We start from the raw sequence: 11,322 nt of genomic DNA, 5'->3' as shown, positions 1-11,322 counted from the left end.
TCGAGCGCGTCGACCAATGGGTCGCGTTGTGCGGCTTGGTCTCGAGCGTCCTGGTCACGACGCGCTCGACCTGTTCATCCGTGATCGTACGCGGAACCCCGGACCGAGGCGCATCGCTCAACCCCTGTAGCCGATGCCGGAGAAACCGGCCTCGCCACTTGCTCACCGTTTGTCGGGAGACGCCATTCGACGCGGCAATCTCACCGTTGCTCTTGCCCTCCGCACAGTCCAGCACGATGCGCGCACGGTCCGCCAACGCCTGCGGAGACTTAGGTCGGCGCGCCCAGCGCTCCAGGGTCTCGCGTTCTTCAGCGGTCAGGACCAGAGGTTCGAGTGGGCGGCCAGTTCGACGTCGCATCTTCCCACTCACCTCCATGTGTTGAGGGAGGGGATCGTCCAAAAAATGTTCGCGTTCTTCTAACTCATGACACTAGCTTCCACGTGATAGTGTCGCTTCCTGGCACTGACTGCTCGACACCGGGCAGCTTGGTCTTGAAGTCTGCCGAGAGCTGAGTCAGCTTCGCGCCATCGAGCCGCTCACGCTTTCCAAAGCCGCCGAAAAGCTCCACGAGCGCCAGAGCCTCCAATTGAGCCAGCGCTTTGAGAAAACGCTCTGATGGGAAGTGGACCTCCGCCCATTTTGATGAGTCTGGCGACACCGTGAATGATACCAGACTTCGCTCAGCCCGGGGCGCTCGCAGGAGGAATCCTATTGCATCACCAGACAACTGGGGGAGCTTGTCGGCCAGTGGGCCAACTCCCTGCGTTATCGCGACACTTTTGATTGTAGACTTCAGCGAGACGCCAGCAAGATGAATTTCGTCGGCGGTTCGGACCTTTCAGGAATGGATGTCAATGCGGCTTGCAGAGGAGTATAAAACAGCAGAAGAAATAGGAAGCCGAGAGCTGGCCACCCGCCGAAGACCACCTTGAGATATTCCAATAGTAGCGAAGCGCCAGACTTAGTGTCTGGAGCGACCTTTTTGGTGAGCGCATCTTCAATGGCGGCAACTCGTCTCGTGACATCCCGAAGGACCGCAGTCAGGTGCAGACTTTCTATGGATCCCATCGAGACCTCGTGTGATGTCTGTTTGGGGCCCGAGGGTGGCACCGGCGACGGAGCCTCTGGGATGACTTCGCGCTTTTCAGAAGTCGAAGGGACTGTGGGTGCACTCGGTGTAACCTCCACGTGTCGCTGGCCGTTGGCATCACCGGTCGGCACGGGTGAATCGGTTAAAGGAGCAGGACTGTTTTCTGCGACGGGAGGGGGGGTCGGCATGGCTCCACCATACCGGAACGCACACAAGAAGGGTAGACCCTACCCGAGCTGCCGCGCAGGAGGTTTCTCTCGGGGGAACGCTGAAACGCTGCTAGCCGGCCCTTCCCCTTGCCATCCTCCTCCCCGCCTCCTCCAAATCCTCCTTCAGATGATGCACATACCGCTGCGTCGTCGCCCAATTCTTATGCCCCGCCATCTGCTGCACCACATGCACCGGCATCCCGGCCCGTAACCACGACGTGATCGCATAATGCCGCAGGCAATACACCGACCACCCCTCCAGCCCCACCCGATCCCTCACCCTCTCGAACGCCTGCACCAACCCGGCCTGCCCCCACGGCTTCCCCCGCACCGTCATCGCCACGAGCTCCTCCCGCGCCCCCGCCTCCACCGGCGCGAGCAACCTCCCAAGCTCCGGCGTCACCGGCACCTCCCGCTGCCCCGTCTTCGGCGTATGCGTCTCCCCGAACGACCGCCCCTCCCGCAGGCTCACGAACCCGCCGGCGACCGCCTCTCCCTCCCACCGGAGCTGCACATCCCGCCGCCGTAGCCCCCGCACCTCATTCGGCCGCAGCCCGGCATACGCCATCAACCCGAACGCCAACCGCTGCGACGCGCTCGCCGCCGCGAGGATCCGGTCGACCTCCTCGCCCGTCGGAATCTCCAGAATGCACTGCCCGATCGGCTTGAGCCGCGGCAACCCCTCCGGCACCCGCGCGATGTACCCGCGCGCCTTAGCGAATCGCAGCACCGGATATCGATGAACAACCGCGACTCCCCTCGCCGCATCACCTTACGCAACGCCACGGCCCACCTCCTTTCCGTCCCCTCATTTCAATGCAGACGCTCACAGCACGCCCCGCGCATCCGAGAACGTCACGCGCCACAGGCGCCCGAACTTGCGCGCACGCACGCCGTCGACCATCGCCTCGGTCCCGCCGTCGGCCGCGCGCGTGACGCGGCGCTCGAGCCTCTTGCGGAGCTGCGCCGCGTTGAGCCCGAGATGCGCCGCCGCCCGGTCCAGCGGCGCTGCGCGTGTACATGACGGGACGCGGCGCAGGCCCGTCATGACGCGGCGTAGGCATGATGTTCGCATTGCAAGGTTCGAGCGTCGCCGGAAGCGCAATTCGAGCCAATTTTGCTCGAATTGCGCTGTTTTTGCGCGCGACGCCCGCCTGAACGGAAATCCGACGGACGCTCGATCCGCGAAGCAGCCGGGACCTCGCGCCTCGGGCGTGGCACGTGCGCTGCACGAATCCTACACGCGCCGTCCCCATGAAGGTCGGTGTACGGCGTCTGCTTGCTTTTTCCGAGAAAATTCAGCCGCGGGCGTCCTCCCGCGGAGCTTTCGGCGAGGGCGCGGGGCCGGTGGAGAACGGGTCGTTTACAACCACTGGAGATTCACATGCAGAACGATGACAGGGCGTTCGTGAATAACCTTCTCTCGCTCTCGACGCAGCTCCCGGAGGCGACTGCGTCCGCCTCGGCGCTCGCGTCGGCCGAGGCCCCGCCGCTCGTGCAGGGCAAGGCCGTGGCCGCGAAGCTCAACAATCTCGCGGGTGCCGAGCGGAGCGAGGCCTGCCACCAGAAATGGTGGAAGTCCGTCGATTGGACCTCCTTGGAAGCGGGTGATTCCGCGGAGCACCTCTCCTCCGCCGAACTCCTCGCGTCCGTCAAGGCCGTGCAGGATTGACGTTCTGATGCTGGGCGCTCGCGGCCATGGTCTGTCGAGACACACGCCAACCAGGCCGCGGGCGCCGAGCCCCGAGCACCTCCCCATCCCGGTGACCCCTGAATCGACCTGAGGAGCCATGCAAGTGAAGCCAGCCACGCCCCGCGCCGTGCAATTCATCATCAAGGTCTCGAAGTTCTGCAACCTGCGCTGCTCGTATTGTTACGAGTACCCCGAGCTCGGGGACAAGACCACGATGACGCACGAGCAGCTCGACCGGATGTACGAGCACATCGCGGACTACTACGCCTCACTGGACGAGCCGACCACGGTCAAATTCATCTGGCACGGGGGCGAACCGCTCCTCCCGGACCCCGAGGTCTACTGGACGACGTTCGCGCGGCAACGCGAGATCTTCGGCCCGATCCGCGTCGAAAATACCGTTCAGACCAACCTGACCGTGCTCGACGACGAGCGCCTCCGTCTCCTCAAAGAGGGCTTCCATGGAGTCGGCGTGTCCCTGGATCTCTTCGGTGGCTTGCGGGTCAACCTCGCCGGAAAGGACTCGCAGGATCGCGTGCTCGCCAACATCGACCGCCTGCGGAAGGCGGGCGTCAAGTTCGGGGGGATCACCGTACTTTCGCGCAAGAACGCGGGTCACATCAAATCGATCTTCCGTTTCTACGAGCGGCTCGGCGTGTCCTTCCGCCTGCTGCCGCTCTTCGCGGGCGCATACCCCGATCAGCACGCCGGTTACGAGATCACGGCGAAAGAAACCCTCGAGGCGTTCTGCACCATCGTCGACCTCTGGCTCCAGAGCGACAAGAACCTCACCATCGCGCCCGTGACCGACCACGTGCGATCGGTGATCCGGTATCTCACCCCGGGGATGCCGTCCTCCTTCTACAGCCGGCGCGCGTGGGAGACGGCGGTGGTGGTGAACACGCGAGGCGAGGCGTACGCCGACGCGGAGGCCTACGATCCGGACCATAGCTACGGCAATATCTTCACGACGCCGCTCCGGGAGCTGTTTGCCTCCGCGAACCGGGAGAAATCGCTCCGGGCCTCGGAGCTGCGCATGGCGGCCTCCTGCACGAAATGCCCCTACTTCGGCGCTTGCAGCGGCTATACCAAGGGGGAGTACGTCGAGACCTTCGCGGACTCGCCGCGGGTGGGAGACATCCTGCTCTGCACGGTGGAGCGGGGGCTGCTCCAGCACATCGAAAAGCGGCTGCGGGAGACGGGGCTTTATGGCGACCCGGCCCGAGCCGACCTCGATCGGCTCCGGGCCGAGCGGCTCACCACCGAAGATCCCACCCTGCAAGCGCTCTCGTTCGCAGGCTAGGATTGGCCGAATCGTCCGCGTGCCCGCGGAATACATCCCCGCAATGCGAGCGCCCGGGGGACGACGAACTCGGCGCGTGTAGGCTCGCGGGGAGCAGCGGGATCAGCACCACCACCACGAAACGAACTGGAGCACGCAATCCAGTCGCGTTACCCTGCGCCCATGAAAGCCCCCATGCTCGCCCTGCTCGCGGCGCTCTCCCTCGCGGCCTGCGCTCCTCCCCCGGCCTCGAACCCTGCGCCAAACGCGGCCTCGAACTCCGCTACACCCCCCTCCACGAGCTCCGCGGCCGAAGCGCCCGGCCCCGCCACCACCCCTGCCTCCGCTCCCTCCCCTGACGACCCGTCGCCCGCCCCCGCGCCCGCGGACAGGGCGCCGATCGTGCAAAGCAACAACGCCTTCGCCGCGAGCCTCTGGGGGGTCCTGCGTGCTCAGCCGGCTCATTCGGGCAACCTCGCCGTCTCGCCGGCCAGCATCACCCTCGCCCTCGCAATGACCTTCGGTGGTGCCCGCGGCGAGACCGCGGCCGAAATGAAGCGCGTCCTCCATTTCGATGCCAGCGCCGACGACATCATGCGTTCGGCGGGCGAACTCCAGCGGGGCTGGAACACGGGCAAGGGGCCCACGATCCTGCGCACCACGAACCGCCTCTTCGGAGAGATCACCTATACCTTCGAGAAGCCCTTTCTCGACGCCACGCAGCGCTCCTTCGGCGCGCCGCTCGAGCCCGTCGATTTCGTGAAGAACTACGAGCGGGCGCGGCAGCACATCAATGGCTGGGCGCAAAAGCAGACGCAGGACCGCATCAAGGACCTCATCCCGCCAAATGGCGTCAACGAAACGACGCGCCTCGCCCTCGTCAATGCCGTCTACTTCAAGGCCAACTGGGGCAGCCCGTTCGAGGTCTCGAAGACGCGGCCGAGCCCATTTCACCTGACGAGCACGGACAAGAAGGACGTGCCCACGATGAACCGGGAGGGCGTCTACCGCTTCGCCGAGCAGGGCCGCGTGCGGGTGCTCGAGATGCCGTACGAGGGCAAAGACACGTCGATGGTGCTCCTCTTGCCCGACGCGGTCGATGGCCTCCCCGCGCTCGAGCAGTCCCTCACGGCCGCCGAGCTCGACCGCTACATCGAAGCCATGACGCCCGAGCTCGTGACGGTGTCCCTGCCCAAGTTCCAGGTCAATCCCCCGTCGTCCATCCGGCTCCGCGAGACGCTCGAGACGCTCGGGATGCGGCTCGCGTTCGACATCCGCAGTGCCGATTTTACTGGCATTGCCAATCCGCAAAAAACGCGCGACCGGCTCTACGTCAGCGAAGTCTTCCACAAGGCCTTCGTGGAGCTCGACGAGAAGGGCACCGAGGCCGCCGCGGCCACGGCCGTCGTGATGGCGCGAGACAGCGGCCTGCCGCCGAAGCCCAAGGTCTTCCGCGCCGATCACCCCTTCCTCTTCGTCCTGCGCGACACGAAGACCGGGATGATCCTCTTCATGGGCCGCGTCGCGGACCCGTCGAGCCGGTGAGGGAATCGGTCCCCCGACACACTCGCGCAAGGCTTCACCCTCGCCATCCTCCCGTATGCCTCCCAGCGCGACATCGACCACTCGACGCCGCTCGGGTTCGAATTCACCCCGCCCGGCGCAGCCGAGGCCTACCTGCTCGGGATCAACGATTCGGAGCCCGGCAACAACGAGGGAGCCGCCCAGTTCGCCGTGCATGTCCGCGCTCCGACCGCCGCGGAGTGGCTTGGCGGGCGAACCGGCCCTTGTCTGGCACGGTGATGAAGAACGAGGGCTCCGAACCAAATGAATAAGAAAGAACGCATCGAGGACTTCGCCGCCAGAGCAGAGGCGGACCCAAACTCGGTATTCGCGCTCGGCAGCCTTGGTCGCTACTGGGCGGTCAATCCTATGTCCGACGAGGTGGCGTTGCTTGCTCGATTGGGCATCGAAGCGTCCACGTGTACGAAGGTAGACTTGTACTGGGAGCACGGCGACGTATGGTTCGTGCAGATCCAGTCGGAAGCGTACGGGGCACCGAGAAAGCCTGGAGCCTACGCTCGATTGGCACCGTCTGGGTATGTCAACGTCGTTGTCGTCGTGCCCGAGCGCGTCATTTCATCGGACGTCGTCACGCGGGTGTTGCGAGACGTGGCCGATCGGAGCCTGCGTATCGAGCGACTGCGTGACATCTTGCAGCCATTATGAGCGTGCAGTCCGTAGCCGGAATCTCTCAGACCCCCTGTCGCGCGAATCCATGAGACCTGAATATGAAACCAAGGAGCACAACCATTGATATTAAAATACAAATCGCGCTCACGATAGTCGTCCTCACCATGCTCATGCCTGCATGCTCCCCTGGGCGAGGGTCTCCGGAGGAGGCGCTGCGGAGTTACGTGGGTCGTCAGCAGGGTGTCGCCGAGCGCGACGTCGAGGCGATTTGCTCGTGCGGCGCGGTGTCCCATTCAGCCCTTCAATGCAATTGCTGGGCGCGGGTCCACGGCATTGAGGCCGCGTACGAGTGTGAGTGCCCGGCGGGTCGAGGGACGTTGCCGTGGGTGCCCAAGCCGTGCATCTGCACGTTGCCGGTTGCCCGCCCTCCTCCTGGTGCAGCCGAAAGTAGCAGCCGTGAGGCTGGATCTTCTAGCACGGGTGAGATCGAGACGCCGCTCGGCCCTTGAAGTTGGGGGCCTTTTGGCGGAATTCTTACGCGAAACATGGACTTCACATCTCCGAGGTCCCCCGGCCTCGTCACGTGGTTCTCCATCGACATCTTCCCCGACGACGCCGCCCCCAACTCCGCCCGGCGCAGCCGAGCTTGCAGAGCATCAGAACGTGCCCGGCGGACAGTTCAAGACCGAACAACTGCACACATCACTCCATGCTGCTATCCTCGGACCCATGCGGATCGTTGCCGTCGCAGACACACACCTCTATCACACGCAGCTCGTGGTCCCACAAGGCGACGTGTTCGTTCACGCGGGAGACCTGTGCCGGTTCGGGGATCTCGACGAGCTCGCCGAAGCCGCCGCGTGGATCCGAAGTCTGCCCCATCAATACAAGATCGTAGTCGCAGGAAACCACGACTGGGCCTTCGTCCACCAGCCGCGCGAAGCGCGCGCGCTGCTCGGCAAGGGTGTCGTTTACCTGGAGGATTCTGGGGTCTGTATCGATCGCATCACCGTCTGGGGCAGCCCCTGGCAGCCGGCGTTCCACGACTGGGCGTTCAATCTCCCGCGGGGCAAGGCGCTCGCGGAGAAATGGGCGGCCATTCCCGAGGGGATCGATGTCCTGATCACGCATTCGCCCCCGTTCGGAATCGGTGATCGCTCGTGGTCCGAGGAGCGGCATGGCTGTGCCGATCTGATGGCGCGTGTTCGTCAGGTGAAGCCCCGTCTCCACATCTTCGGTCATATCCATGAGGATGGAGGGGTCTTTCGCCAAGAGGGCGTCACTTGCTTCGCGAACGTGACAACCTGGGAGTGCGCGCGGCGTCCGACGGTGCTCGATATAGCGGGCGAGGTCGTCATGGAGATCGACGTTCCGAAGGCGCGCCGCTGAGGAAGAACTCCCCGCCCCCCGGCATCCGTGCGCTATACTATCCACGTGCGCCAGCTCGTTCCTCTGATGCTCGGTTCCTTTCTGCTCGTGGGCTGCTCGAGCGGCGCTGCGCCTCCGCCGCCGGTACAGGCTGCGCAGCCAGCGCCTCCGCCGCCAACTTCCCCGCCCGCGGGGACCTCGGCCCCGCAGTCTCCGCAAGCCGGATCGGCCTCGCCTCCTGCGCAGGTCGCGCCTTCGGCGGCTGCCCCCGATTCGTCCTGGCCGGCGGAGTCGGCGGCGTTGGAGAAGCAGGTGCTCGACGAGGTGAACGCTCGGCGCGCGGGCTCCGCGACCTGCGGAGGCCGCCGCTTCGGCCCCGCTCCTGCGCTCGCGCTGCACCCATCCCTGCGCGCAGCAGCCCGCGCCCACAGCCTCGACATGTCGACCCGCAATTACTTCGATCACGTGACACCGGAAGGCCGCACGGTGGAACAGCGAGCGCAGGCCGCGGGTTTTTCACATCCTACGATGATGGGCGAAAACATCGGATCGGGCCGACCGACAGCGGCAGGCGCCGTGGAGCAATGGATGGCGAGCACTCAGCATTGCAAGAACATCATGAATCCGAAGTTCCGCCACATCGGCGTCGGGTACGCAACGCGACAGGGCTCGACGTACACGCACTACTGGACACTCGTCTTCGGGGGAGAGTGAGGACGGCGCGTGCCGGGGTGGACGACGAGCTCCATGTCACACCGATGGAGCCCGGGCTGATAGAAATCTTCGATTCGTCGCAGGAGCCGGAAGCCGCGCCGTGCATAAAAATCCGCGGTCAGGTGGCTCGTATCCATGCGCACGAGCTCGATCTCGGGCATGTCCGCGAGCCAGGCGAGCCGGCCCTCGGTGAGCGCCTTCCCATAACCTTTTCCGTGCAACGACGAATGAACGAGGCCCCACGTCAACGTCGCCACGCGCGCGTCCTCCCTCGTGGGCGCGAGACCTCCGCACCCTACCACGGCGCCGCCCTCGTCGCAGATCACGGCATAACGGCCCGGCAGGTCGTCGAGGAAGCGCCCGAATCGCTCGCGCTCCTCGACCGAAAAGAACCGCGGGATGTTGCTGTCGAACGCGGCGAGGCACGCCGCCCGATCCTCCGGTCGATAGTCACGCAGCTTCATCACTCCCTCTCGTGCTGGCCTTGACCGCTGGCCTTCGCTTGCAGGTCGAGACGGTCGCACGGGAGCCGCGTGCGAGTCAAGGCGTCGTCCATCGCAATGCGAGCTCGATCGTCACGCAGGCGTAACACCTCGCTGTCACGCCCGCGTGACAGCTGTTTCGGCGCCGTTACGCTTGGACGAGGGGCGGCTCGCCTCGAGCCGATGCGATTCGTCTCTGGCAAACTTGGCACGCGGCGTGCAATGCAAAAAAAGAGCTCGTGAACACCAACCCATTCGAGGCGCGAGTCGCCGCCGAAGTGGAGTCGCCATGAAACCCAACATTCTTTCCGCATCGCTGCTCCCCCTCTTCGCGATGGTCGCGCTTGCGTGCTCCGGGGAGGACCCCGAGCCCCCGACCCCACCTGATTACCTCTTCGGCGTCGAAGAGCAGCCCTTCGGCAAGACGTACGAGCAATGGGCCGAGGCCTGGTTCCAATGGGCGTTCGCGATCCCCAAGGCCGAGAATCCAATTCTGGACGGGCCTTGCGAGGGGCACCAGATGGGCGACGTGTTTTTCCTGGCGGGCAACGTGGGCGGCCAGACCACGCGCGCTTGTGCCGTTCCCGCAGGAAAGGCCATCTTTTTCCCGATCGTCAATTCCATCTCGCGGGCCTGCCCGGAGTACGTCGACAACCCCGACCTGACATGCGAAATGTTGACGTCCGAGCCAGTGGCCCACGACAACGCGTCGTCGTTCTTCAACGACTACGAGGTCACGATGACGCTCGAAATCGATGGCAATGCCATCAAGGACCTCGACGACCGGCGCGCCCACACGGCCACATTCGACGACCCCACGCCGAACCAGGCCGAGGATGTCTTCGGCACCATTTGCAGCGGCCCCATTCGTGAAAATACCTGCGACGTGCCGGTGGGCTCGAAGCGGATTGCCGCCGCCGACGGCTACTGGGTCATGCTGAAGCCCCTCCCCGCCGGTGAACACGAGGTCCAGTTCACCGGGAAGATCGTGCTCTCGCCGGATCAGACGTTCGAACTGGACGTCACGTACAATCTCACCGTCGCGCCTTGAACATCCAAGGCCCGCCGGACGCGAGCCCACCTACGCGCGTGATGCTTTGCGCCTACACCGGCTCCACCCGCGCAATCGGAAAACGCAGCGTGAACTCCGACAGTCGCGCCGCGAAGAGGACCTTGCCCTGCGATACGTCCGGAAAACGCGCGGGATCGACGCGGGCTTCGACGAGACGGGCGAGCTCCACCTTGCAGGAAGCCTCGGGCGCATAATAAAAGGCTCGGTCGTCATCCACTTGCACGAGGGTGCGGAGCGCCTCGGGCATGAGCACACTGGAGGCGGGCAGGCGCAAACCCCGCGGCGCGAATACGAGGTCGGCGAAGACGTGGTCGCCGTCGTGGAGTCGCACGCGATCCCGGCCCGCTTCGCGGGTCACCTCGAAATCGGCGCGGTCCTTGGGGATTCCCCAGTTCTGTCGGCCGTTCACCACGCTGTCCCAGGAGCTGACGTAGATCTTCGTGATGGACCAGAAGAGCCCTCCGCCGATCCGGAAACGGCAGGGGATGAAGAGGAGCTCGCGATAGGGGCCGACGTCCGAGGTCGCATAATCGACGAACATCAAGGCGCCCGTGCGGCCCTGGGCCCGCCCCCGGAGCGGCTCCGGCACGAAGCTGCCCTCCTCGATCAGCCGCGGGGGCAGCCGGAGCATGACCACGTAAGCATCTCCGCCGAGTGTCCAAGGGGCGGGAACACGAGGCACATCGGGCGCCGGAGGCATGACCAGGGAGAGAAGCGCAGAAAGGATGCCCGTTGTCAAGCGCTTGGCGGTCTCGGATCGCCTGGGTGCGGATCCGCGAGTTCGAGCGCCTGACGACGCTGGCGTCGCAGAATCCGGGAGTTCAGAAGTCGATGCAAGTGCCGCCGGTGCAGCGCCGGATCAGCTGCCAGGTGCCGGACTGGCACTCGTAGGTGCTGGTGACCGTCGTGTTGCCTGGCTTCGTGGTGATGAGGTGCGTGGCGCCCTCGTTGGCCGCGGTGCAGGGCGGCAACGTCTCAGCCTGTTCCGCGATGGTGGGGTCATCGATGTCGAGGTCCACGTCTTCCTCGGCATAACAAGCAGCAAGGGCCAGCGCGGCGATCGCGATCAGTCGTTTCATGGGTGCTCCATCATCCCTGTCCGGGACGGTTGAATGAAATTCGCTCTATCAGAGCTCGAACCGACTCGGTGATCGCCTGTTCGCCAACCTGATTCTCAAAATTGCGAGACGTGGTCGCTCACAGAGCCGAGTCCCCTCG

General features: G+C 64.9%; 14 protein-coding genes. 7 read left to right on the top strand and 7 right to left on the bottom strand.

Translation table 11 applies throughout. The features are described 5' to 3' along the window. The 4 genes from KEG57_RS40415 to KEG57_RS40400 all read right to left on the bottom strand — a co-directional run. On the bottom strand, window positions 1-358 hold a 358-nt coding region (locus KEG57_RS40415), incomplete at its 3' end, for a helix-turn-helix domain-containing protein (protein WP_372518272.1). A 435-nt stretch (window positions 359-793) separates the two neighbouring features. Then, on the bottom strand, window positions 794-1,069 hold the full coding sequence (locus KEG57_RS40410; RefSeq protein WP_272426183.1) for a hypothetical protein: 276 nt from the start codon (window positions 1,067-1,069) through the stop codon (window positions 794-796). Window positions 1,070-1,370: 301 nt separating this feature from the next. Then, complete coding sequence (locus KEG57_RS40405) at window positions 1,371-2,030, bottom strand: tyrosine-type recombinase/integrase (protein WP_272426185.1); 660 nt, start codon at window positions 2,028-2,030, stop codon at window positions 1,371-1,373. A 96-nt stretch (window positions 2,031-2,126) separates the two neighbouring features. Further along, window positions 2,127-2,348, bottom strand: coding sequence for a hypothetical protein (locus tag KEG57_RS40400; protein ID WP_272426186.1), 222 nt, complete (start codon window positions 2,346-2,348; stop codon window positions 2,127-2,129). 360 nt (window positions 2,349-2,708) lie between these two features. Here KEG57_RS40400 and KEG57_RS40395 point away from each other — a divergent pair, with 360 nt between their 5' ends. From KEG57_RS40395 to KEG57_RS40370, 6 genes are all read left to right on the top strand, one after another. Beyond that, entirely contained in the window at window positions 2,709-2,972 is a 264-nt protein-coding gene (locus KEG57_RS40395) for a hypothetical protein (RefSeq protein WP_272426187.1), read from the top strand. A gap of 118 nt (window positions 2,973-3,090) precedes the next feature. After that, window positions 3,091-4,296: a radical SAM protein gene (locus tag KEG57_RS40390; protein WP_272426188.1), complete on the top strand. Its 1,206-nt coding sequence runs from the start codon at window positions 3,091-3,093 to the stop codon at window positions 4,294-4,296. Window positions 4,297-4,458: 162 nt separating this feature from the next. Then, window positions 4,459-5,820, top strand: coding sequence for a serpin family protein (locus KEG57_RS40385; protein ID WP_272426190.1), 1,362 nt, complete (start codon window positions 4,459-4,461; stop codon window positions 5,818-5,820). A 282-nt stretch (window positions 5,821-6,102) separates the two neighbouring features. Next, a complete protein-coding gene (locus KEG57_RS40380; RefSeq protein WP_272426191.1) occupies window positions 6,103-6,504 on the top strand; it encodes a hypothetical protein in 402 nt (133 codons plus the stop codon). A 693-nt stretch (window positions 6,505-7,197) separates the two neighbouring features. Next, on the top strand, window positions 7,198-7,857 hold the full coding sequence (locus KEG57_RS40375; protein ID WP_272426193.1) for a metallophosphatase domain-containing protein: 660 nt from the start codon (window positions 7,198-7,200) through the stop codon (window positions 7,855-7,857). A 66-nt stretch (window positions 7,858-7,923) separates the two neighbouring features. Continuing rightward, window positions 7,924-8,550, top strand: a complete 627-nt coding sequence (locus KEG57_RS40370) for a CAP domain-containing protein (protein ID WP_272459497.1) — start codon at window positions 7,924-7,926, stop codon at window positions 8,548-8,550. Here KEG57_RS40370 and KEG57_RS40365 read toward each other — a convergent pair. Beyond that, a complete protein-coding gene (locus KEG57_RS40365) occupies window positions 8,520-9,014 on the bottom strand; it encodes a GNAT family N-acetyltransferase (protein ID WP_272426197.1) in 495 nt (164 codons plus the stop codon). The genes KEG57_RS40370 and KEG57_RS40365 overlap by 31 nt on opposite strands. A 307-nt stretch (window positions 9,015-9,321) precedes the next feature. Between KEG57_RS40365 and KEG57_RS40360 the strand changes: the two genes are divergently transcribed. Further along, a complete protein-coding gene (locus KEG57_RS40360; protein ID WP_272459496.1) occupies window positions 9,322-10,083 on the top strand; it encodes a hypothetical protein in 762 nt (253 codons plus the stop codon). Between the two features lie 52 nt (window positions 10,084-10,135). On the opposite strand, the gene KEG57_RS40355 is transcribed toward KEG57_RS40360, so the two are convergent. Together KEG57_RS40355 and KEG57_RS40350 are read right to left on the bottom strand one after the other, a co-directional pair. Continuing rightward, entirely contained in the window at window positions 10,136-10,804 is a 669-nt protein-coding gene (locus tag KEG57_RS40355; RefSeq protein WP_272459494.1) for an acetoacetate decarboxylase family protein, read from the bottom strand. A 121-nt stretch (window positions 10,805-10,925) separates the two neighbouring features. After that, entirely contained in the window at window positions 10,926-11,183 is a 258-nt protein-coding gene (locus KEG57_RS40350; protein ID WP_272426202.1) for a hypothetical protein, read from the bottom strand. Window positions 11,184-11,322 lie beyond the last annotated feature (139 nt).

The sequence above is a fragment of the Polyangium jinanense genome (assembly GCF_028435365.1).
Note: the sequence above shows the minus strand (reverse complement) of the source record. Positions and strands in the feature narration are given on the sequence as shown.

Bases quoted from the DNA above. Each gene is read 5' to 3' on its own strand.
- KEG57_RS40385 (WP_272426190.1), top strand. From the start codon at position 4,459: ATGAAAGCCCCCATGCTCGCCCTGCTCGCGGCGCTCTCCCTCGCGGCC.
- KEG57_RS40375 (WP_272426193.1), top strand. From the start codon at position 7,198: ATGCGGATCGTTGCCGTCGCAGACACACACCTCTATCACACGCAGCTC.
- KEG57_RS40400 (WP_272426186.1), bottom strand. From the start codon at position 2,348: ATGACGGGCCTGCGCCGCGTCCCGTCATGTACACGCGCAGCGCCGCTG.
- KEG57_RS40380 (WP_272426191.1), top strand. From the start codon at position 6,103: ATGAATAAGAAAGAACGCATCGAGGACTTCGCCGCCAGAGCAGAGGCG.
- KEG57_RS40410 (WP_272426183.1), bottom strand. From the start codon at position 1,069: ATGGGATCCATAGAAAGTCTGCACCTGACTGCGGTCCTTCGGGATGTC.
- KEG57_RS40390 (WP_272426188.1), top strand. From the start codon at position 3,091: ATGCAAGTGAAGCCAGCCACGCCCCGCGCCGTGCAATTCATCATCAAG.
- KEG57_RS40370 (WP_272459497.1), top strand. From the start codon at position 7,924: ATGCTCGGTTCCTTTCTGCTCGTGGGCTGCTCGAGCGGCGCTGCGCCT.
- KEG57_RS40355 (WP_272459494.1), bottom strand. From the start codon at position 10,804: ATGCCTCCGGCGCCCGATGTGCCTCGTGTTCCCGCCCCTTGGACACTC.
- KEG57_RS40360 (WP_272459496.1), top strand. From the start codon at position 9,322: ATGAAACCCAACATTCTTTCCGCATCGCTGCTCCCCCTCTTCGCGATG.
- KEG57_RS40365 (WP_272426197.1), bottom strand. From the start codon at position 9,014: ATGAAGCTGCGTGACTATCGACCGGAGGATCGGGCGGCGTGCCTCGCC.
- KEG57_RS40350 (WP_272426202.1), bottom strand. From the start codon at position 11,183: ATGAAACGACTGATCGCGATCGCCGCGCTGGCCCTTGCTGCTTGTTAT.